The sequence below is a fragment of the Tropicimonas sediminicola genome, assembly GCF_900188335.1.
Classification (GTDB): domain Bacteria; phylum Pseudomonadota; class Alphaproteobacteria; order Rhodobacterales; family Rhodobacteraceae; genus Tropicimonas; species Tropicimonas sediminicola.
Genome location: NZ_FZOY01000007.1, coordinates 67980 through 88836 on the forward strand (window position 1 = coordinate 67980; position 20857 = coordinate 88836).

Below are 20857 nucleotides of genomic sequence, written 5' to 3' on the forward strand. Positions count from 1 at the left end.
GACGTCGATTGCCTCAGCGTAAGACCATCGGCGCCGCGAGCCAGTCCGTCAGGATCTCCGTCGTGACCTCGGGCTGCTCCAGCGTCGGGAAATGCCCCGCGTCCGGGACGATCTCCAGCCGGGCCACGGGGATCAGCTCGGCCATGAATTCCTGGCGCTTCACCGGGAACAGAGTGTCGTGCTCGCCGCAGATCACCAAAGCCGGCACCTTCGTCGTGCGCATGGTCTTCTGCTGGTCGGGGCGTCGCTGCAGGGCGCGGGACTGGGAGATGAACGCCTCCGGTCCGAGGGTGTCGGCCATGTCGAGCACCAGCGACTGCACCTCCATGCGGCCCGGTCCCGGGGCCAGCGCAGAGGGCAGCTTCAGCTCCGTCTTGACCGCCTCGGCCAGCTTGCCTGTCTGGGCCGCGATGATGCGCGGCTCGCGTTCGGCGGCCATCTGGGGCGTTTCCGGCAGGGGGCTGGTGCCGATCAGGCTGATGCGGGTCACCCGTTCCGGGGCGCGGCGCAGGATCTCCATCGCGACCATGCCGCCCATCCCCTGTCCGACCAGCGCGAAGCGGCGCGGCGCGCCGTCCATCACCGCCGCCGCGATCGCCCCCATCGACGAGGCATTGCCCACGGGCGCGATCGTCACCGAGCGCGTGCGCCCGAAACTCATCAGTTGCGGCCAGTAGAGCCGCGCGTCGCACATCATGTCCGGCAGGAACACCAGGGGTTCTTTCATCGCACGCAGATCCTCGGGAACAGTCTTTCAGATGCCGAATCGCACTGCCTCGGCGTCATGCCAAGACGATGGAAGCGGCCCCGGCGGGAACCCGCCTAAGGCGGGGAACCTGCCCGGACAATCGGAGTGGATCACAGGCCGGAAGCCCAATCTGCGATCTGCCCGCTCACGGCATCGGTCCGTTCCGGGCTCAGGATATCGCCGACGATCACATGGTTGGCGGGGTCGCCCGCACCGTCGGCCTCGATCAGCAGCCGGCTTGCCGGTGCCCCCCAGGCATCATGCGCCACATCGGTCGCCTCGGCCGAAACCACGGTGTCTGCGCGCGAATAGATGAAGAGCGCCGGGACGTCGATGGTCCCGACGTCGATCTTCGCGACGTGGGAGACCAGCGCCGCAAGCGGCACGACCGCGACCGTGGGATAGCTGGAGGTCCAATGCGCCGCATGGGCCGCGTTCACCGGCGAGAAGCTCCGCTCGGCACCGGCGATCAGCGGCGCCCAGTGGCGGGCAAAGGGCAGCGTCAGCAGCCCGGCAGCCGGGTCGGCAATACGGTAGAGCGGCGATACCAGGACGACCCCGGCCATCCGCTCCGACATCGCGGGGTCGGCCGCGGCAATGGTGGCCAGCGTGCCGCCGGTCGAGGTGCCGATCACCAGGACGCGCTCGCCGATCCGCCGCCCGATGGCCAGCGCCTCCGCCGTGTCGTGGATCCAGTCGCCGGCACCAGGCTCGGCCATCGCAGCACCGTCGCGGCCATGACCCGAAAGCCGGCCGAAATAGAGGTTGGCGCCAAGGGCCTCCGCCACCGCGTCGGGCACCGGGCGGATCTCTTCCGAGGAGGCCGAGAAGCCGTGCAGGTAGACGACGGAAAGCGGCGTCACCTGCCCCGCTTCGCCCGCCCAGACGATCCGCTTGGCGCTGTCCGGCCGCAACGCCGGAACCCCGGACTCACGCTCGGCAAGCCACGCATCGAGGTCTGCCGGTGCCTCCGGCACTTGCGCCTCGTCGAAGCCGCGCGGCGGCTCCACCCGCTCGCGCGGCCCCCAAACCAGCAGCCCACCGACACAGACGACAAGCACGAGCGAAAGGAGCAGCACCGTCTTCACGCCGCATCTCCGGCCGCGATCACCTCTTCGACCGTGCTGGCGATCAGCGCGAGATCCGAAGGTTCCGAGAAGCGATGGTCCGCCCCTTTCACCAGCGTCAGCCGCATGTCATCGCCCTCTGCATGGTCGAGCAGCCGCAACGCGACGGACATGTCGACATCGAGATCGGCCGTGCCCTGCAGGAAACGCGTCGGGAAGGGCAGCGGAAGCGGCGTGCGCAGCACCAGCCGGTCTCGCCCGTCCTCGATCATGCGCCGGGTCACGATCAGCGGATCGCCGTAGTCTGACGGCAGCGCCACCTGTCCATCGGTCTCGAGCGCGGCCTTCTGCGCGTCGGTGAACCCGGCCCAGAAGCCGTCTTCGGTGAAATCGGGCGCGGCGGCGATGGTCACAAGGCCGGCCATCCGCTCGGGCATGGCACGGGCCATCAGCAGGGACAGCCACCCCCCCATGGACGAGCCCACCAGCACCAGCGGCCCCTCGGTCAGCTCCGCGAGCACCTCGGCGGCATCCTGGGCCCAGTCGCCGATGCAGCCCTCCTCGAAGGTACCGCCGCTGAGACCGTGGCCGGAGCAGTCGAACCGCAGGAAGGCGCGGCCGGTATCTCGGGCCCATTGCTCGAGATGGAGCGCCTTGGTCCCTTCCATGTCGGAGCGCAGGCCGTGCAGGAACACCACCACCGGCCCGGCGCCGCCGGTCCGCCGGTAGGCGATCTTGCGGCCCTGGCGGGTGGTCAGGAACTCCGGGTCGCTCGTCGTCATCGTGCCTCTCCTCCGCCGTCGATCTGTGGCGCCACACTAGCCATGTGCCGCCGCACCGCAAGCCTTGCCGGCGCTGCCCGGTTCCGACTAACTGGCGGCATGAAACCCGGACCCCGCCTGACCCCGCTCGCCGCCAGCCTGCCCGCCACCGTGCCCTTCGTCGGCCCGGAGGCGCAGGAGCGCAGCCGCGGCCGCCTCTTCGCCGCGCGGCTCGGCGCCAACGAGATGGGCTTCGGCCCCTCGCCGGCCGCCGTCACCGCGATGGCCGCCGCAGCGAGCGAAGCATGGATGTACGGCGACCCCGAGAACCACGATCTCAAGCAGGCGCTGGCCTCGGAACTGGACGTGCCGGCGGAGGCGATCGTCGTCGGCGAGGGGATCGACGCGCTCCTGGGCTACCTGGTGCGCCTGACGGTCGGCCCGGGAGACACCGTCGTCACTTCGCGCGGCGCCTACCCGACCTTCAACTACCACGTCGCGGGCTTTGGCGGCACGCTGCACGAGGTGCCCTACCGGGGGGACCACGAGGACCCCGCCGCGCTCGTCGCCGCCGCGCGCAAGACCGACGCGAAGCTTGTCTACCTCGCCAATCCGGACAACCCGATGGGCAGCTGGCACGGCGCCGCGGCGATCTCGGAGGCCATCGAGGCGGTTCCGGACGGCTGCCTGCTGGTGCTCGATGAGGCCTATGTGGAATTCGCCCCCGAAGGCACTGCGCCGCCGCTCGACCCCACCGACCGCCGGGTGATCCGGATGCGGACCTTTTCCAAGGCCCATGGGCTGGCCGGGATGCGCGTCGGCTATGCGATCGGTCACCCGGATCTGATCGGGGCCTTCAACAAGGTGCGCAACCATTTCGGCATGTGCCGCGTGGCCCAGGCCGCCGCGCTGGCAAGCCTGCGCGACCCCGAGCACCTGGCCGAGACCATCGACCGCGTCGAAGCCGCCCGCGTGCGGATCGGCGAGATCGCGGCCGCGAACGGGCTCGCCGCCCTGCCGTCGGCCACCAATTTCGTCGCCATAGACTGCGGCCGAGACGGCGCATTTGCCCGCCGCGTCCTCGCCGGGCTGATCGAGCGGGACGTCTTTGTGCGAATGCCTTTCGTTGCGCCTCAGGATCGTTGCATCCGGGTCTCCTGCGGCCCCGAGGAGTCGCTCGATCTTCTTGAAAAGGCGTTGCCGGCTGCGCTGAAGGCCGCCGGCTGAACCGCAATCGCGGGATTGTCACTGTCCAGCCGCGGCGTCCGCGTTAACTTGGGCGTACGCCCAGCGAGGACGGTGCGAATGAAACAGCACTCTGTCGGCCGCGCGCCGGACTATACCACTGCCGCACTGGTGACCCTCGGGGTCAACCTCTTCTGCCTGCTGACGGCGCTGCGGATGACGCTCGGCTGGTTGGCGGTGATCCTCGCGGCGCTGGCGATCAACCACCTGATCGACCGCCTCGCCCGCCGGCGCAACGCCCGCTGAGCGCTCAGGCCCGGGCAAGCACCGCGCTGGCCGCCTCCAGGCCCCCGGCCCCGTGCGGAATGCCGAGCGCCTTCAACCCGGCGTCCACGGTGCCAAGCGCCCCCATGACCATCTGCGCGTTCACATAGCCCATGTGACCGAGCCGGAAATGACCGTCGGCCGCCGGATCCTCTTCGGTCGCCATGCCCAGGCCGATCCCCAGCGTCACCCCGGCGTGCTGGCTTACCCAGTTGCGGAGCCGCGTGCCGTTGTCGCGACCGGCGTGAACGGTGGTGACCGCGTGGCTCCGGTGGGCGGGATCGGCCACGTTGAGCCGCAGCGGACCAGCTGCCCCCCAGGCATCGAACGCCGCCCAGACCGCGCCGGCAAGCGCCGCATGCCGCGCCCAGGCGGCCTCCATCCCCTCGTCGTGGAGCAGATCCAGCGCCGCCCGCAGACCATAGAGATGATGGGTCGGCGCGGTGCCGCAGAAATACTGGTAGAATTCCTCGGCCGCGACACGCGGCTTCCAGTCCCAGTAATGCGTCGCCAGATCGGCTTGCGCCCGCGCCTTCGCCGCCTTCTGGTTGAAGAACACGAAGGCGACCCCCGGCGGGGTCATCAGGCCCTTCTGGCTGGCCGCGACCATCACGTCGACGCCCCACTCGTCCATCCGGAACGCGTCGACCGCGAGGCTGGCGATGCAATCGACCATCAGCAGCGCCGGGTGCCCGGCCCGGTCGATCGCCGCCCGCAGCGCCGCGATGTCGTTGCGCACCGACGTCGCGGTGTCGACATGCGCGGCGAGCACCGCCCTGATCTCGTGCTTCGTGTCGGCCCTCAGCGCGGCCTCAACGACCTCCGGATCGATCGGCGAGCTGCGCCCGAAATCACGGCGCTCCACCTGCACCCCGAGCCGCTCGGCCACCGTGGCCCAGCCGTGGGTGAAGATCCCGGTGGCCAGCGCCAGCGCCTTGTCCCCGCGGCTCAGCACGTTGCTGAGGGCGGCCTCCCAGGCACCGTGGCCATTGCAGATGTAGACCGCGACATCGCCCTCGGTCTGGGCCACGCGCTTCAGGTCCGGCAGGATCGTGTCGACGATCTCGTGCAGCTCTCCGGTGTAGATGTTGGGCGCGGGGCGGTGCATCGCCCGCAGCACTTCGTCAGGCATGACCGAAGGGCCGGGAATAGCAAGGTAATGGCTGCCGCGCGAAAGACTCATACCGAAGGACTCCAGGAAATTCCGACGCCCGGTGCTAGGACGGCCGCCGCCCGGGGTCAATCCACCCCGACCCCGCCTGACTTGCCCCGCAGGCCCTTTCGCGTTAAGTCCCCGCGACGCCGCATGTATCGGTGCACGGGCCGGGGATCTGCCAGTCAAATGTTCAAGCGCATCGAGACCTGGTTTGCGAACCTCGAACGCCGGCTCAGAAAATCGATCGGCCACGACATCACGATACCGGAGAAGCGCCGCCTCGCCTGGTGGCACTTCCAACTGTTCGACCACGCCTTCCTGCGCGTGCCCTGGACCAATTTCGACAAGGTCGCCGAGGGGGTCTACCGCTCCAACCAGCCCGGGCCGGCGCGGGTGCTGAAGTACAAGGAAATGGGCATCCGCTCGATCCTCAACCTCCGCGGCGAGGATGGACGGAGCCCGTGGCTGTTCGAGAAGGAAGCCTGTGACGAACTCGGCATCGAGCTGCGCACCGCCAAGATCTATGCCCGCAAGCCGGCCAAGCGGAAGGAAATCGTCCATCTGATCGACACCATGCGGGAGATGGAGAAGCCCTTCGTGATGCACTGCAAGTCCGGCGCGGACCGCGCGGGACTCGCTGCGGTGCTCTACAAGGCGATCATCGAGGGCGCTCCGCTCGATGAGGCGCGCAAGCATCTGTCGCTGAAATATGTCCACACGGACTGGACCGAGACCGGTATCGTGGACCACATCATTGACATGTACGAAGAGCGCAACGCCCAGGACCCGATCGACATGGAGACCTGGTTCCGGACCGAATACGACCACAAGGAGGCCGCGGCCAGCTTCGCCGACAAGCGGGCCGGACGGCGGAAGCGATGACCAAGTACCTGACGGACGAGAACGTCGACGATCTCGGCTGGCGCGAACAGGGCAAACTGTTCGGCTGGCTGTGGCGCGACTACATGCGCAAGCATCTCGTTGTCGTGGTCATCGCCGGCATCCTGATGTCGATCGAGGGCGGGATGCTGGGCGTGCTCAGCTACATGATGAAGCCGATGTTCGACGAGATCTTCGTCGGCGGCAATGCCGATGCCATGGTCTGGGTCGGCGCGACGATCATGATGATCTTCATCGTCCGGGCCATCGCAAACGTAGCCCAGAGGGTGCTGATCACCCGCGCCTCCTCGAAGATCGTGTTCGAACTCCAGACGCGGCTGCTCCAGCACGTCATGAAGCTCGACACGCTGTTCCACCAGGCCAACCCGCCCGGCGCCCTGATGGAGCGGATCCGTGGCGATACCGGCTCGATCAAGAACGTGGCCAACGTCATCATCACCGGTGTCGGCCGGGACGTGATGTCCCTGGTCTCGCTGATGGTGGTGGTGCTCTACATCGACTGGCGCTGGACGCTGATCGCGCTGATCGGCGCACCCCTGCTGGTGTTGCCCTCGCTGCTGGTGCAGCGCTTCGTGCGCCAGATGGCCCTGAGGAACCGGATCAATGCCGGCAAGATGGTCACCCGGCTCGACGAGATCTTCCACGGCATCACGCCGATCAAGCTGAATGCGCTCGAAGCCTACCAGGCCGGACGCTTCCGGGACCTCGCCGACGAGCAGATCGAGACCGAAACCCGCGCTACCTTCGGCAAGGCACTGATCCCCGCGATGATCGACATCATGAGCGGCATCGGCTTCCTGGCCGTGCTGCTCTACGGCGGCGGCGAGATCATCTCCGGCGAGAAAACGCTGGGTGAGTTCATGAGCTTCTTCGCCGCGATGGCGCTGACCTTCGAGCCACTGCGGCGGCTTGGCGGGGTGAGCGGCGTCTGGCAGGCCACGGCGGTCAGCCTGCATCGCCTGAAAACGCTGTTCGAGACCCGCCCGCAACTGGTCAACGCGATCAACCCGGTGCGCCTGCCGGAGGCGCAGGGCGACATCTGCCTCGACGGCGTTTCGCTCGCCTACGGCGACCTGCCGGTGCTGCGGAGCACCAGCTTCGTCGCCAAGGCGGGGCAGACCACGGCGCTGGTCGGCCTGTCGGGGGCCGGCAAGTCCACCGTCTTCAACGTGCTGACCCGCCTCGTGGAGATCGACGACGGCTCCGTCACCATGAGAGGCACCGACATCCGCAAGTTCGACATCGCCGACCTCCGGGGTCAGTATTCGATGGTCACGCAGGATGCGCTGCTGTTCGATGAATCGGTGCGCGAGAACATCCTTCTTGGCCGGACCGACGTGTCGGACGAGCGCCTGCGCGAAGTGATGGACGCCGCGCATATCTCCGACTTCATCGACGCACTGCCGGCCGGGCTCGACACCCCCGCCGGTCCACGCGGCTCCTCGCTCTCCGGCGGCCAGAGACAGCGCGTCGCCATCGCCCGCGCGCTGCTGCGGGACACGCCGATCCTGCTGCTGGACGAGGCCACCTCGGCGCTCGACGCGCAATCCGAAGCCATCGTGCAGGCCGCACTTGAACGCCTCTCGGAGGGCCGCACCACGCTGGTCATCGCCCACCGCCTCTCGACGGTCCGCAATGCCCACAAGATCGTGGTGATGGACGCTGGCCGGGTTGTCGAGGAGGGATCGCACGACGACCTGCTCGCCCGCGACGGCGCCTATGCGGAGCTCTACCGCCTGCAATTCAACGAGCGCGGCGAGGACGAGGCGGAGCCGGCCGCCTGATCCTTCGGCGCGTGCACGGTCGGGGCTGTCGAGCGCGCCTGCCTTCTCCTATATGAGAGGGACGCGCGAGAAGGAGCTGACAGATGGCGGGTGAACGCACCGAAGGCCGGAAGGTCTTTGCAATTGGCGGAAAAGACCGGGAGCATTTCCTGCAAGGGCTTGTGACCAATGACATTTCCCGCCTTTGCCAAGGCATGGTCTATGCCGCCCTGCTGTCGCCCCAGGGCAAGTACCTCGCCGATTTCTTTCTGGTTCCGGACGGCGAGCGCATCCTGCTCGACGTCGCCGAACCGCTCGCCGCAGACCTGTTCAAACGCCTGTCCATGTACCGTCTGCGCGCCGAGGTGACGATCGAGCCGGTGGAGATCAACGTGCTACGCGGCCTCGGCCCTGCCCGGGACGGCGCCCACCCGGACCCGCGTCACGAGACGCTCGGCTGGCGCTGCTACACCGGCGACGCCGGAGCGCCGCCCGAGATCGACTGGGACGCGATCCGCGTCGCCGCCTGCATTCCCGAAACCGGTATCGAGTTGCTGCCGAACGACAGCTACGTCCTCGAAAGCGGCTTCGAGCGTCTGCACGGCGTCGATTTCCGGAAGGGGTGCTATGTCGGGCAGGAAGTCACGGCCCGGATGAAGCACAAGACCGAACTGCGCAAGGGGCTGGTGACCGTGCGCGTCGAGGGCGAGGCCCCGGTCGGCACCGAGATCACCCAGGACGACCGACCGGCCGGCCGCCTCTTCACCCAGTCAGGCGGCCGCGGAATCGCCTACCTGCGGTTCGACCGGGCGGAGGGCCCGATGCGCGCGGGCAAGGCAATCGTCACATGGGAGAGCTAGCGCAGCTTCGACAGGCGGCGGCAGAGACTTTCGGCTCCCCCCCGGACAGCATCCATCCGGTCCACGGCGGAGACCTCTCCGAGGTGTTTCGGCTGCACTGGCCGGACGGGACCGAGGTGATCGCCAAGCATGGCCCTCTCGTGCAGCGGGAAGCCCGCATGCTGAACGCAATCCGGACCACTGGCGCCCCGGCGCCGGACGTTCTTGGCATAACCGACGGAATAATGTTCCTCGAAGCCGTCCCGACCGCGCCCGCGTCAGCAGCCGCATGGCGTGCTCTCGGGCTGGGGCTCCGCCGGCTGCATGACCACACGGCGGACTCCTACGGCTGGCCGGAGGACTACGCTTTCGGCGCGGTCGAGATTGCCAACCAGCCGATGTCGGACTGGCCGGCATTCTGGGCGGAGCGGCGGTTGCTTCCCACGTCCCGCGCTCTGCCTGCCGACATGGTCAGGCGGGTCGAGGCGCTGTGCCACCGCCTCCCGGATCTGCTGCCAGACCACCCTGCTCCGTCTCTCCTGCACGGCGACCTCTGGTCGGGAAACGTGCTGTTCAGCCCCGGCAATCGGGCCTGGCTCATCGATCCGGCGAGTTACCACGGCGACGCGGAGGTCGACCTTGCCATGCTGCACCTGTTCGGGCGCCCCGGGTCCGGCTTTACCGACGCCTATGGCGCGCTGACACCGGGTGCCGAGCAACGTCGCCCGATCTATCAACTCTGGCCAGCGCTGGTGCACATGCGCCTGTTCGGCGGTAGCTACCGGGGGATGGTCGAGGGCTTCCTGAACGCGCTCCGCGCTTGAAACCGCCGGAAACGAAAAACGGGCCCACGATTGGGCCCGTCCCTGTCCGATGCGCAAGAGCGAAGCTCAGGCGCGTTCGGCGTATTCCATGGTTTCGGTGTTGACGACGATGTCCTCGTCCTGCCCGACGAAGGGCGGAACCATGACCTTCACGCCGTTGTCGAGCAGCGCAGGCTTGAAAGAGTTCGCAGCCGTCTGGCCTTTCACGACAGGCTCGGTCTCCACGATCTTGCAAACGACCTTCTGCGGCAGCGTCGCGTTCAACGCCTCGCTCTCGTAATACTCGATCTGGATCGTCATCCCGTCCTGCAGGAACGGACGGCGATCGCCGAGGATCTCGGCCGGCAGCTCGATCTGCTCGAACGTCTCGTTGTCCATGAAGACCAGCATGCCGTCGCTCTCGTAGAGGAACTGCTGATCCTTCTGCTCCAGACGCACCCTCTCAACCTTGTCGGCGCTCCGGAAACGCTCGTTCAGCTTGGAGCCGTTGCGGAGGTTGCGCAGTTCGACCTGCGCAAAGGCGCCGCCCTTGCCGGGCTTCACATGGTCCACCTTGACCGCAGCCCAGAGGCCGCCATTGTGCTCCAGGACGTTTCCCGGACGGATTTCGTTTCCGTTTATTTTAGGCATGAAGTGACCCTAGAGGCGCTTGAACCAGAATGTCCGGTGTCTATATCTTGGTCTCTGGCCGCTGGCAAGCAGACCAGATATGGCGAGTGCACTGTTTGAGCTATGCAGTTTCCGCATAGGAGCCATTCCGAAACGGAAATACCGAATCGCCGCAAAAACGTCATATTCGGCCCCACGCCGAAAAGACAAGAGCAAGAATAACAAAGGACGACGAGATGACTGATTTCGTTGACGGCACGGCTTTCAACTATGAGCAAGGCCAGAGAGCTCGCAAGCTCTTTGCCGCCGTTGTTCTGGCCGCGCTGGATGATGCCATTGCCGACGACAAGAAGTATGGCAATGGTCCCGAACAGATTGCCCGCTGGGCTCGTTCACGCGATGGACGCGAAGTGCTGAGCTGTGCCGGGATCGACCCGAACGAGCGTGTCGTGTCGGGCCTGATGCAGTTCGTTTCGAACGGTGTCCGGACCTCCGTCGCGCTGTCGCGCGAGGAAAGCGAGCGGCGTCAGGCTGCCGAACAGGCAGAGGCCGCTTGAGGATCGGAAACCCGATCCTTCGCTGAAGGTTCAATCTGGAACAGAGACAGGGTGCGCGGCAACGGCGCACCCTGTCTCTTTTTGCCCTGTGCGTTTGAAGCAGCTCGCAACTGGCTCGAGGTTGCGCCTTGCCGCCGATCTTTTCGTCGCGTCGTCAGGCGCGCGCCCGGCGCGAAACCTTCACGAACTTCGCGTCCCGCACAGCGCTTCAAAGTTTCCTGCTAGCGATGGTGGCTGGGATCGAGCCGGTTCACGGCCTTGGCTCGAGCAAATCGGCGCGCAGGCCCGCTACCGATGGGCGCGTCCCTTTCGGCCGCGTCCGGCTCTACAAACACACCTCTCCCAAAGACATACCCGCAGGATTGCCACGCATTTCGCGATGCCACCAATGGCTCACGTCCAAGAACAAATGGCCACGCTTACTGGGGGCGGGACGTTTCTCGCCCGATCAGTCGAAATCCCGCATCGCCAGGGCGCGGTGGATCTCTCTGCGCACCAGCTTGCGCACGTTGCGGGTGATGCGCTCACCCAGTTCGCCCTGCAACTCGCGATGCACGCACTCCGCGATCAGGTCCGAAAGGATGGCCTCATCCAGCACGAAGCCGGCGGCTTCATCGTGCGTTTCCGGGTCCGAGACTGGCTCTTCCGGGGTTGTTTCGACTGCGGCAGCAACCTCCGTCAGATCGTCGATGCGCTCGTCAGGCATCACGACGTCGGCTTCTGCCTCGACGGGAGCGACCTCTTCCTCCGGCGCCCCGGTCTCCGAAGCTTCGGTTTCTCCCTCGGCTTCGTCCCGCCAGTTCTCGGCGAACTCGGCAGCCTTCTCCTCCGCGAAGCTTTCCTCCATCGCGTCGAAGGTGCTCACGATGGACGATAGGAGATCGTTTCCGGGGAGGTCATCGTCCTGCCCCTCCGCGCCAGGCACATCGTCCCCCTCGGTAGATAGGCTGTCGTCCGCCGACGGATCACTCAGGTTCGGCAGATCCGCTTGACGGTCGCCGTCCCGGTCATGAAGCGGAACCAGATTCCGAACGCCAGCCTCTTCCTCCCAGCCGAAGCGGAAGCCCGACTTGGGCGCCGCGCGCTTCTCAAGCCACGGTGCAGCTTCGGCAACGTCTTCGTCGGTCGCGGGGTCTTCATCGCTGGCAGACAGCGGTTCGACAGGTTCAGGCTCCCGCCCCTTCTCCTGCGCCTCACGAAGATGGGTCAGATCACCGACGACGGCCCGCACGAAACTGGGCACGCCCGTCGCATCTTCCGGGGCGCCACCAGCGGCCTCGTCACTCCAGGCGAACGGCCGGCGCTCCTGCTCGATTTCGGGCGAATCCTCAGGATCCACCGCCCACTCGCCTTCCGCGAAGTCATCAAGATCCTCGCTATCCGGAACCTCGAAATGCAATCTTGCGCCGGCGGGGGGCGAGTCCAGCGGAGGATCTTCCGGTTCGAAATGGAGTTCGTCGTCCGGGCGTTGCGATTCCGCCGCAGGCTCCCGGCTGACGTCATCGACACGCAATGCGGGGGTGAGCACGAGCGCCTCGGCGGCCGGTTTCGGCCGCGCCGGTTCGTCGAAAACGTGCTCTTCCTCGACATCATCTTGACGCTCGGCAAACGCCTCAGGATCGGGATCGGCGAAGGGCTTCGTATCGCGCCGCGCGAAACCGCCTTCGCCCGCCGATCCTCCGGCATCACCCTGGACAAGGCGCCGGATCGACAGCAGGACGTCTTCGATTTCCGCGTTGGCTACTCGCTCCGACATCATGATCCTCGCGATTCCGGTTCACAACAGGCTACCGCCGAGACCATCGTCATACAATCCACCTCTGGCCCTGCCGTTGCCGGTAGGGCCAGAGCCGCCACACAGTTGCGTGACGACAGCCTGTTATTGCTGGCCGATCTTGCGCAGCACGCGATCAAGCTGCTGACCACGCGGCGAAAGCCGCGCCGGTGCGCTCTTGACCGCATTGTAGTAGCCCGCAGGATCATAAGTCTGGATGCCAAGGTTGAGATGGTCGACTGTCAGAAGACCCATCGCAGACAGAAGTGAATAAACTGCTACGTATTGCGTCGCGATCGCGTCGATACGGGATGCGCGGGCATCCAGCAGTTCCTGTTCCGCATCCAGAACGTCGAGCGTTGTCCGGGCGCCGAGGGTCGCTTCCTCGCGGGTTCCGTCGAAAGCGATCTGAGCCGCAGCGATCTGAAGTTCGGTTGCCTGGATCTGAGCCTTGGCCACGTCGAGCCGGGCCCAGGCGGTTGCCACGTCTTCCTCGATCCCCAGCGTCACCTGCAGCAGGTTGGCCCGCGATGCGTCGCGCTGAGAGATTGATTGCCGTTCCAGCGCCGCAAGCCGACCACCCTGGTAGATCGGCTGCCGCAGGTTGAGAAACAGCGAATGTTCCTCGACCTGGTCGTTCGAGTTCGTCTCCGAGTTCAGATCCGCCGTGATGGACGGCAGATAGCGGGCCGTGGCGATCTTCATGCCAAGCTCCGCCACGGTCACTTCACGCTGGGCCTGACGGATGTTGGGATGGGTCCGGACGCCGACGTTTACAGCCTCTTGCACGTTGGCAGCCGTGGCAGGCAGCCCGCCCGGAAACGCTAGGTCGCCGGGATAGCGGCCGACCGCCGTCTTGAAGGTCTCGCGGGCAACCTCTTCATCGCCGCGCGCAGCCTCGAGAAGGCTGACCGCAGCAGCGAGGCGGCTTTCGGCCAGCGCCACGTCGGTCCGGGTCACTTCTCCGACCTCGAAACGGTCTTCGGTCGCCTGCTTTTCCTGGGTCAGAACGCGCACGTTGTTCTCACGCAGGGAGACGAAGGCCTCGGCCCGGAGCACCCCCATGTAGGCGGACACGGCCTGCAGCAGCACGTTCTGCTCCACGGCACGCAGCGCCTCGCGGGTCGCCAGGACGGTCTCTTTCTCGCTTTCGATCGCCAGGCGGTTCCGCCCCCCGGCATAAAGCGTCATGCTTGCCTGCAACTGGAAGGTCGCGATCAGGTTGTCGAAGGACTCGAAGGAACTTCCGTAGCGCTCTCGGTGGTTCGCATAGCCTCCGTAGCTCGTGACGAAATCGAGAGACGGCAGAACCTCGGAGAGTGCGACTGCCACGTTATCGTCCGCAACGCGCAGCAGCGCGCGGTTCTGCTCGAGGAGGTTCGAATTCCGGTACGCGTCGATCAGGGTGTCTGTGAGCGTCTCGGCGGACACTGCAGCCGGACCAAGAGCCAAAATGATTGCCGCCGCACTACACAGATTGCGCCGGAGGCGCTTGCCAATAATCCCCACGGGATCTGCTCCTTCTAATGTGCCTGCCTTTTCGGCAAGTATAGCAGGGTCGATTCGCCGTTTACAGCGAGAATGCCTTTTCGGCTTCGAAGCCGGGCAAAACCGGCGCACCCGCGTTGAACGAGAAGCGCCAGTTGACGACACCGTCTATCTTGTAGCCGATCCGCACGGCACCACATTCACCATCCATAAACAGGCAGGCAATACGCCCGCCTTCCTTCAATTGCGCTGTGAGAGCTTGTGGTAAATTCACAACAGCTCCCTGAATCATAATGACATCATAGGGCCCGTGCTGCGCCGCACCCTCCGTGAGGCCGCCCTGAATGACGACGGCATTGTCCACGGATTGCGCGGCCAGGGTGGATTCCGCCTCCTCCGCCATAGCCTCGTCCTCTTCCAGAGCGACGACGGCCTGCGCCAGCCGGGCGGCGACGGCGCTGGCGTAGCCAAGCCCGGCGGCCACGTCGAGGACCAGCTCGTCGGGCTGAATGTTCAGCGCATCCAGCATCTTGGCAAGCGTGCGCGGCTCCAGGACGACCCGGCCCTTCTGCAGCGGCACATTGCGGCCCGCATAGGCCACCTCGCGATAGGCGTCGGGCACATAGAGCTCGCGTGGCACTTCCAGCATTGCATCGATGATCGGATACTTGGTGACATCGGACGGCCGGATCTGCGTGTCGACCATCGTCGTGCGAAGGGATGCAAAGCTGCTCATGTGAAACCCCGATCGGTCTTGAAGCGTCGTGATCCTGTCGCACAATCGCAAAGACCTGGCAACATGCAGCCGCGCCGCATTTCGCCGGCCCCGCGCCGGAGCCGGGCTCGATCTCCGTGCCGGATCATTTCCAGGTGTGGGTCAGTTCCACCGACAGCTTGCGCAGCATTTCCGCAATCGCATCCTCTTCTCCGTCGGCCACGTGGGTGCCGCGATGGAGCTGCAGGAACATCGAGGACAGAACCTCGCGGTCTTCCTCGGAAAAATCCGTATCCTTGCGAGCGAAACTGCCCACGCTCCGCGACCCGCCATCGGCGATTGCGTGCGTGAATCCATAGTGGATGCCATGTTCCCGCGCGAGCTTGAGCACGCCCGCCGGATCGTCATGTTCTAGGGCACTCCAGTCGATCATGCCCTCGTTCTCGAGCCCCCACCTGACGGTCGGATCCCTCAGCACCAGGCCCCGCTCGGAATAGACCTTGGCCCATGCCGGTTCGTAGGTCTGGAACAGAAATCGCGGAGTCGTGTAGTGGACGTGCAACGCTACGGCAAAACCTGCATTGCAACGGCCCTGTATCTCCGCCAGAATGTCACGAATTTCACGTGTGTCGTCCATTTTTGGCCTTTGTTGAAGCCTATGCATGGGGCACCCCGTTCAGCAACGGGCTGAATTAAATAGACCAATAACAGATGTCCGCGACATTGGACACCCGGAGATGGCGTAGCAGTGAAGGTAAACGGCCAAAACGGACACGAAACCGAGAAGGCCATGCTCGAGCAATTGGCCCCAGCCGGTTTCCATCTCGCCGTCCGTGTCGGCTTTGCCTTTCCCGAATACGAGTGGAGCACGCTGCCCCTGGGCTGGGTGCATCGCTATACCCGGGAAGCGCTGATGCTCTACGATCCGGTCACCCGATGGGTATACGAGAATGTCGGTTGCGTCCGCTGGTCCGAGATCGGCGACGACGATCCCAAGGGCGTCCTCTCGCTTGCCGCACAGCATGACCTGACCTTCGGCGTGGCCGTGTGCGTGATGGACGACAGCGAGCCCGGAATCAGGACCTACGGCTCCTTCGCCAGGTCGGACCGCGAGTTCCGGGTCGACGAGATGGAAACCCTCGTCGATCACCTCACCCGGCTGCATCACCAGGAGCCGATCGCCCTCGTCCTCACGCCGGCCGAGATCGAGGCGCTCCACATGATCCGGGACGGCCTCCTGACCAAGGAAATCGCCTACGAACTCGACATCAGCGAGAGCGCCGTCAAGCAACGGTTGCGCAGCGCCAAGTCGAAACTCAAGGCGCGGACCACGACGCATGCCGTCACCCTGGCCGAAAGACGCGGCCTGTTCCGAATGAGCGATATCTGACATCTTGATCTGCGAAGTCCCGGCTGCCGGAAGCCCTTTCATGGGCTTTTTTGTCGAGGGCGATGCCGCGAGCCCCGAGAACGGGGCGCGCAACGTTTCAAGCCGCAACGCAGCGCCTGCCTTGAGCAGTCTACGAGCGCACCGAAAAGGGTGCGCTCGGGAATTTTCAGGGACGGTGCTTACTGAAGCTGCCGGTTGAGGGCCACGCGGTCCTCGAGGAACGCGCCGGAGGTGACAAGATCATCCTCCGTCGTGATGACGGCAGTGCCGGACAGTTCCGCGGCCATCGCGGCATGGGCTTCGGCCACTTCGGCGGCCGTCTGGGCACTTGCAAAGACGGGAGTAAGCGCAACGGGCAGACCGTTGCCGACGGGGATCATGACCGCACGAAGGCGACGGAACCCGATGTACCAGACGCCGGCTCTCCAGGCGCCGCCCGGCCCGACATGAATCTTGGACTTTCTAAGGATTCTTGCTTCTGCAGGAACAGCATCAAAGGATTCCGCAGCAGCCAACAGACTCTCTACAACACTCATCGTACACCTTACAGTCAAACGCGCCGCCACCCAGCACTTAACGTCCTGTTTACTATTGCGCGTTCTTCGATGCCAATCATCATGTCCAAAAGTGCTTAACGAGCCCTTTACGAGGAACAGTGCCCGACATCCGGCCCGACTGTTCACCAGCAACGCTAGAATCCGCCCTTCCCATTGATTCCGCGCAGGAAGTTCCGGCTGGAATCGCGCGGCGCAAGCCAAATACCCCGCTCATCGACCGACGCCTGTTCACTGCTTCAGAGCTGCAGCGCCTGGCGCCCACACGCTTTGGCGCGGCTTCGGCCTTGCAGCCGCCAGCGCCAGTCCCCCATCCAGCAGTCGTGGCGGAAAATCGTCAGGAATGCGGCAGCAAAATGTCATTTCGCGAAATGGAAGCACAGAGAATACCGAAGCAGCGAATTGTTTCGGTTCAATTTGACCGAGTTGCACCTTCGACCATGATGAGTCGTCCGGCGGATTCTGCCATTCTCATGGACAGCAGGAGCCATGGTGTGTGTCGCTTCTTGTCGAAGCTCCCTGGTAAAGAGTTCCGGCCCTGCTGTGAGTAACGAGTGATTTTACTGCCGTTGAGTCCGGTTCGCATGGACAGGCAGGCAATGCATAGATCAATGTCCGGGGGCGCAGTGCCATTGGCGCGGCGCCCCCTGATCATTTCCGGAGCCCGATTTCACGGGCCGTCAACCCTACGATTGCTCGAGCAGGACCAGCGTATCAAAGCTGAACGCCTTCGGGGCGAGATAGGCATCCCTGACCAGCACCCCGTGCCGCGCGGCAAAACTCCGCACGTGCGCGCAAATCAGATCATGCCGGCGAACCGTCTCGTTGCGATCTTCGGCGCCTGCGCTGGTGGGACCGATGCCGGCAAAGCGAAGCGTCCGTATCTCCCGCGAAAGCACCCGCTGATCGCACAACGCCTCGAGCGCAAGATCGACGAGACCTCCCCGATGGTCATCCAGGGCGGCATGCGTAATCACCAAGGTATCGGATGTGGATCGGGACAGATCGACACAAAGCACGCGCGCACCGTCCGCGCTCTCCCGGATATCGATCAGGCCTCCCGTTCGCAGAACCGAGAGAGGACGCAGGTCGGTCACTGGCTCGGCTTCTCCCTCGTCTTGTCGCCAACGGACCCGTCAAATGCCCCGTGCCGATACGACCGGGCAATGAGATCCTCGAATTGAACCACGTGATCCGCCGCGCTGCCGTCGTCCTCCGGACCGTGCTCTGCCGGCCCGTCGCTCGACGCTTTGCCTATCACCCCCTGCAGGCGAAGAATGCAGGCCACTCCGCGCGCTCGGACGCGAGAAAAGTCGATGTCCAGCACGAACAGATAGGCAAAGAACACCAACATCCCGATGAACGGCGAAACCTCGACCATCACATTACTCACATATCCACAAATTGCCTTTGGGCATGGTCAGGTTAACCATGCGGCCGGGCGGGGGCAGCATGGCCTAAGGTGTTGAGATGACCCGGGGTCGCTGAACAATGGTGGCCTTGACAGCCATTTGCGCTACCGTTTGGCAACAATCATACAACAGATGCGGTGGTGCATTTGCCGTGGAGAGACAACCTCTAGATGCAGCCCCCGCGCTGCCACGAACCACAATACCATGGTAACTTCGGGTCGTAGCGACTTGTTCACAATGGCAAAATTGCCACTCTGGGCCACTTATCCACACGATCCGGCTGATTATCGTTCCCACTCGCGTCCGGATCGGCCCTAATCAAGCCAACTACGGTGGGGTCAATGCACAATATCTGCTTCGATATGGCATCCATGCACAAGCATGGGAATGCCTTCTATGAGTTCCTGCGAATCCGCAAACGGCTGTTTGTGGACACGCTGAACTGGGACATTCCACATAATGACGACGTGGAAATGGACCAATACGACAATCCCCTCGCTCATTATTCGCTGGTGATCCGGGACGGTGAAGTCATTGGCGGCGCGCGCACCACGCCGGTTCTCGCCCATTGGGGTCCGCACACCAGCATGTTCCAGGACGCGCTGAACGGCCGCCTGAAAGACATCCCCGCCGATCTGCTCGAGGCAGACTTCGATGCCGCGTCGAGCTGGGAATGCACGCGCCTTTCGATCGCCGAGACGGTGACCACGGCAAAGGACCGTACCGAATGCCTCGACCTGATCGTCGATGGCCTGGCCCGCACGGCGCAGGCGCATGGCGCGACGACGCTGGTCTCGCTGTCGCCGCCGCCCCTCCTGCGGGCTCTGCGCAGACTTGGCCATGACGTCACCCGGATCGGACGGATCTACCGTGCCGAAGGCGATGGCCGGTCCTATGCCCTGCTCAGCATGCCCGCGCTTACCTCGGCCCAGGCCCGCAACGACAAGAAGCCGCCGCTGCGCGCCGTGTCCTGACCCAGCGGGCTCAGGCACGAGGCCATAGACCTGTCGGGATTTCCTTACGGCCATTTCAGCCGGAACCACCGGTCGGGCTCACACCCGGCCGGTTTCCTGTCCCGGAAAGCAGGGAACCGAGTCCCCGATTGCCTGGGCGGCCTTGCCCTCGAGCAGGGTCACGCTCGGCATGAACGGCTCCTGAAACCCCGCATCATCAGTCAGACGACTAGAGCGCGGCCGCGTTACGGCCGGTCCGCGCCCCGATTTGACGGAGCTTGCGAGCGAGCGGTTCAGATTGGCAGACGGGACGAGACAGAACAGATCGTCCGCACCGATGAACTCAACACTACTACGCACCTTGCCTCGTCTCCCCGTTTGTTTCGAGAACGAGTCTTCACCAACATAAAGGCAGAACTGCGGACCCCCTTTGTCCGTGAATGGGAGAATCCGTGTCGGCCGCCATCCGTCACCGTAGCGGCGGCCGGTCTCCGGATCAGATCTCCCGACGCCCACGGAAGGACCGAGGCGGAGCAGGGTACGTCTCCGGTGGGTATGACCCAAGGCAGCAGCAAGCACGTGACCTGGTTCGAAGATAGAGCAAGTGCCGGGATCTGGACAGAATATTCGGCAGACACAGAAAACCGAAACACAGAAACAGACCGAACATCCCAGGTTCGTCCATATCCGGCACTCACTCCAACATCGTAATCGTTACCCCCACAACCAGAGGATCAGCGATTTCGATGCCCGTGACACCATGTGCAAAGGTGCAAACCCGCGCGTCGGTTCACGACAATTCCGGCATCGCCCCGCGATTGTCCGCGGGACGTCGCCGAAACAGGCTCAAAGCCCTCAGGACAGCAGTGCCTCGAACTCCCGCCACTCGCCCTTCGACATGCCGGAGGTCTCCTGCGTCACCTGCTCGCCCCTGACCATGCGCCGGACGCAGTCGAGCGCCTTGCCCGACAGGTTCGCGCCGCCGAGCCGGTAATCCTCGAAGGCCGCATAGGCCGCGGGAACCCAGTCGGCGACGATATTGCAGATCGCTTCCGCATAGACGCGGATCTCGTACTGCGCATGCGCATCTGCACGGAGCCTCAGGAAGTGGAACAGGTTGTGCAGGTCCACCTTCCAGTACCATTGGGTGTAGATGTTGGCCGGCAGGTTCATGCGGGCGAGTTCGCGGGCGAGCCCCTGCTGGCCTTCCTGGCTCAGCATCTGCTCGTAATGGTCATAGGCCCGGCCGGCATCGGCCTTGAGGAACTCCAGCACACGCGCGGCCTCCTCGCCTGTCAGAACCTCGCCGCGGCCCTGGTTGTTCACCGTCGACTGCGCCGCAAGCTGCTCCGGCGCCGGGATGTAGAATTCACGATCGAGGATCGAGTAGCGCGCGGAATACTCGTTCACGTTCGCGGTCCGGTGCCGGATCCACTGGCGGGCAACGAAGACCGGCAGCTTCACGTGCAGCTTGATCTCGCACATCTCGAACGGCGTGGAATGCCAATGCCGCATCAGGTAGCGGATCAACCCGCTGTCATCCCGGGACTTCCTGGTGCCCGCCCCATAGGAAACCCGGGCCGCCTGAACGATGGCCGCATCGTCGCCCATGTAGTCGATCACCCGAACGAAGCCGTGATCCAGCACCTCGTGGGCCGTGTAGAGATGCTGCTCCATGCCGGGAGCGGTCGCCCGCAGCGTCGGCTGCGAGACGCTTCTCAGCTCGGCAATTTCGGCAATCTGGTCTTCGGTGAGCGGCATGGGCGATTCCCTTCTTTCCCGCGGAGACATCGCGCACACCATATCTATGGAGTTCGCTCCGCGAAACCTCGATATCG

General features: G+C 64.7%; 22 protein-coding genes. 9 read left to right on the forward strand and 13 right to left on the reverse strand.

The genetic code is table 11. From position 1 onward, the window contains the following. Positions 1-13: 13 nt before the first annotated feature. The 3 genes from CHB86_RS17030 to CHB86_RS17040 all read right to left on the reverse strand — a co-directional run bounded on the left by CHB86_RS17030 (position 14) and on the right by CHB86_RS17040 (position 2597). A complete protein-coding gene (locus CHB86_RS17030) occupies positions 14-727 on the reverse strand; it encodes an alpha/beta fold hydrolase (RefSeq protein ID WP_089234293.1) in 714 nt (237 codons plus the stop codon). Between the two features lie 131 nt (positions 728-858). Next, positions 859-1836: an alpha/beta hydrolase gene (locus CHB86_RS17035; RefSeq protein ID WP_245838062.1), complete on the reverse strand. Its 978-nt coding sequence runs from the start codon at positions 1834-1836 to the stop codon at positions 859-861. Then, the gene (locus CHB86_RS17040; RefSeq protein ID WP_089234294.1) at positions 1833-2597 is read right to left on the reverse strand and encodes an alpha/beta fold hydrolase; all 765 of its coding nucleotides are present in this window, start codon (positions 2595-2597) and stop codon (positions 1833-1835) included. The genes CHB86_RS17035 and CHB86_RS17040 overlap by 4 nt, the downstream gene beginning before the upstream one ends. A gap of 99 nt (positions 2598-2696) precedes the next feature. Here CHB86_RS17040 and CHB86_RS17045 point away from each other — a divergent pair, with 99 nt between their 5' ends. Next, complete coding sequence (locus tag CHB86_RS17045) at positions 2697-3803, forward strand: pyridoxal phosphate-dependent aminotransferase (protein ID WP_089234295.1); 1107 nt, start codon at positions 2697-2699, stop codon at positions 3801-3803. Between the two features lie 78 nt (positions 3804-3881). Beyond that, positions 3882-4067: a hypothetical protein gene (locus CHB86_RS17050; protein WP_089234296.1), complete on the forward strand. Its 186-nt coding sequence runs from the start codon at positions 3882-3884 to the stop codon at positions 4065-4067. Between the two features lie 4 nt (positions 4068-4071). On the opposite strand, the gene CHB86_RS17055 is transcribed toward CHB86_RS17050, so the two are convergent. Further along, on the reverse strand, positions 4072-5268 hold the full coding sequence (locus CHB86_RS17055; protein ID WP_089234297.1) for a pyridoxal-phosphate-dependent aminotransferase family protein: 1197 nt from the start codon (positions 5266-5268) through the stop codon (positions 4072-4074). A gap of 159 nt (positions 5269-5427) precedes the next feature. On the opposite strand from CHB86_RS17055, the gene CHB86_RS17060 reads away from it, so the two are divergent. The 4 genes from CHB86_RS17060 (at position 5428) to CHB86_RS17075 (ending at position 9567) form a co-directional block, all read left to right on the forward strand. Beyond that, a complete protein-coding gene (locus CHB86_RS17060) occupies positions 5428-6123 on the forward strand; it encodes a tyrosine-protein phosphatase (RefSeq protein ID WP_089234298.1) in 696 nt (231 codons plus the stop codon). Continuing rightward, on the forward strand, positions 6120-7925 hold the full coding sequence (locus tag CHB86_RS17065) for an ABC transporter ATP-binding protein (protein ID WP_089234299.1): 1806 nt from the start codon (positions 6120-6122) through the stop codon (positions 7923-7925). Before CHB86_RS17060 ends, CHB86_RS17065 begins: the two co-directional genes overlap by 4 nt. An 83-nt stretch (positions 7926-8008) precedes the next feature. Then, positions 8009-8764, forward strand: a complete 756-nt coding sequence (gene ygfZ / locus CHB86_RS17070; protein WP_089234300.1) for a CAF17-like 4Fe-4S cluster assembly/insertion protein YgfZ — start codon at positions 8009-8011, stop codon at positions 8762-8764. After that, positions 8752-9567 (forward strand): fructosamine kinase family protein, encoded by an 816-nt coding sequence (locus CHB86_RS17075; protein WP_089234301.1) that lies wholly within the window; start codon positions 8752-8754, stop codon positions 9565-9567. The genes ygfZ and CHB86_RS17075 overlap by 13 nt, the downstream gene beginning before the upstream one ends. 66 nt (positions 9568-9633) lie before the next feature. Here the strand turns inward: CHB86_RS17075 and efp are convergent, their stop codons facing one another. Next, positions 9634-10197: an elongation factor P gene (efp, locus tag CHB86_RS17080; protein ID WP_089234302.1), complete on the reverse strand. Its 564-nt coding sequence runs from the start codon at positions 10195-10197 to the stop codon at positions 9634-9636. 215 nt (positions 10198-10412) lie between these two features. Here efp and CHB86_RS17085 point away from each other — a divergent pair, with 215 nt between their 5' ends. After that, the gene (locus CHB86_RS17085; protein ID WP_089234303.1) at positions 10413-10733 is read left to right on the forward strand and encodes a DUF6280 family protein; all 321 of its coding nucleotides are present in this window, start codon (positions 10413-10415) and stop codon (positions 10731-10733) included. Positions 10734-11181: 448 nt separating this feature from the next. On the opposite strand, the gene CHB86_RS17090 is transcribed toward CHB86_RS17085, so the two are convergent. The 4 genes from CHB86_RS17090 to CHB86_RS17105 all read right to left on the reverse strand — a co-directional run bounded on the left by CHB86_RS17090 (position 11182) and on the right by CHB86_RS17105 (position 15347). Further along, positions 11182-12489: a hypothetical protein gene (locus CHB86_RS17090; RefSeq protein ID WP_141134919.1), complete on the reverse strand. Its 1308-nt coding sequence runs from the start codon at positions 12487-12489 to the stop codon at positions 11182-11184. Positions 12490-12612: 123 nt separating this feature from the next. Continuing rightward, positions 12613-14016, reverse strand: a complete 1404-nt coding sequence (locus tag CHB86_RS17095) for a TolC family outer membrane protein (RefSeq protein ID WP_342747477.1) — start codon at positions 14014-14016, stop codon at positions 12613-12615. A 61-nt stretch (positions 14017-14077) separates the two neighbouring features. Beyond that, positions 14078-14731 (reverse strand): protein-L-isoaspartate O-methyltransferase family protein, encoded by a 654-nt coding sequence (locus CHB86_RS17100; protein WP_089234305.1) that lies wholly within the window; start codon positions 14729-14731, stop codon positions 14078-14080. 124 nt (positions 14732-14855) lie between these two features. Beyond that, a complete protein-coding gene (locus tag CHB86_RS17105) occupies positions 14856-15347 on the reverse strand; it encodes an autoinducer binding domain-containing protein (protein ID WP_176442913.1) in 492 nt (163 codons plus the stop codon). Positions 15348-15500: 153 nt separating this feature from the next. On the opposite strand from CHB86_RS17105, the gene CHB86_RS17110 reads away from it, so the two are divergent. Continuing rightward, positions 15501-16100 (forward strand): helix-turn-helix transcriptional regulator, encoded by a 600-nt coding sequence (locus tag CHB86_RS17110; protein ID WP_089234496.1) that lies wholly within the window; start codon positions 15501-15503, stop codon positions 16098-16100. A gap of 179 nt (positions 16101-16279) precedes the next feature. Here the strand turns inward: CHB86_RS17110 and CHB86_RS24240 are convergent, their stop codons facing one another. From CHB86_RS24240 to CHB86_RS17125, 3 genes are all read right to left on the reverse strand, one after another. Continuing rightward, positions 16280-16636 (reverse strand): hypothetical protein, encoded by a 357-nt coding sequence (locus tag CHB86_RS24240; protein ID WP_141134920.1) that lies wholly within the window; start codon positions 16634-16636, stop codon positions 16280-16282. Between the two features lie 704 nt (positions 16637-17340). Then, positions 17341-17751, reverse strand: a complete 411-nt coding sequence (locus CHB86_RS17120) for a hypothetical protein (protein ID WP_089234308.1) — start codon at positions 17749-17751, stop codon at positions 17341-17343. Next, positions 17748-18035, reverse strand: a complete 288-nt coding sequence (locus CHB86_RS17125) for a hypothetical protein (protein WP_089234309.1) — start codon at positions 18033-18035, stop codon at positions 17748-17750. The genes CHB86_RS17120 and CHB86_RS17125 overlap by 4 nt, the downstream gene beginning before the upstream one ends. 372 nt (positions 18036-18407) lie before the next feature. Between CHB86_RS17125 and CHB86_RS17130 the strand changes: the two genes are divergently transcribed. Further along, positions 18408-19040 (forward strand): acyl-homoserine-lactone synthase, encoded by a 633-nt coding sequence (locus tag CHB86_RS17130; RefSeq protein ID WP_089234310.1) that lies wholly within the window; start codon positions 18408-18410, stop codon positions 19038-19040. Between the two features lie 834 nt (positions 19041-19874). Here CHB86_RS17130 and thyX read toward each other — a convergent pair. After that, positions 19875-20780, reverse strand: a complete 906-nt coding sequence (thyX, locus tag CHB86_RS17135) for an FAD-dependent thymidylate synthase (RefSeq protein ID WP_089234311.1) — start codon at positions 20778-20780, stop codon at positions 19875-19877. Positions 20781-20857: the final 77 nt, after the last annotated feature.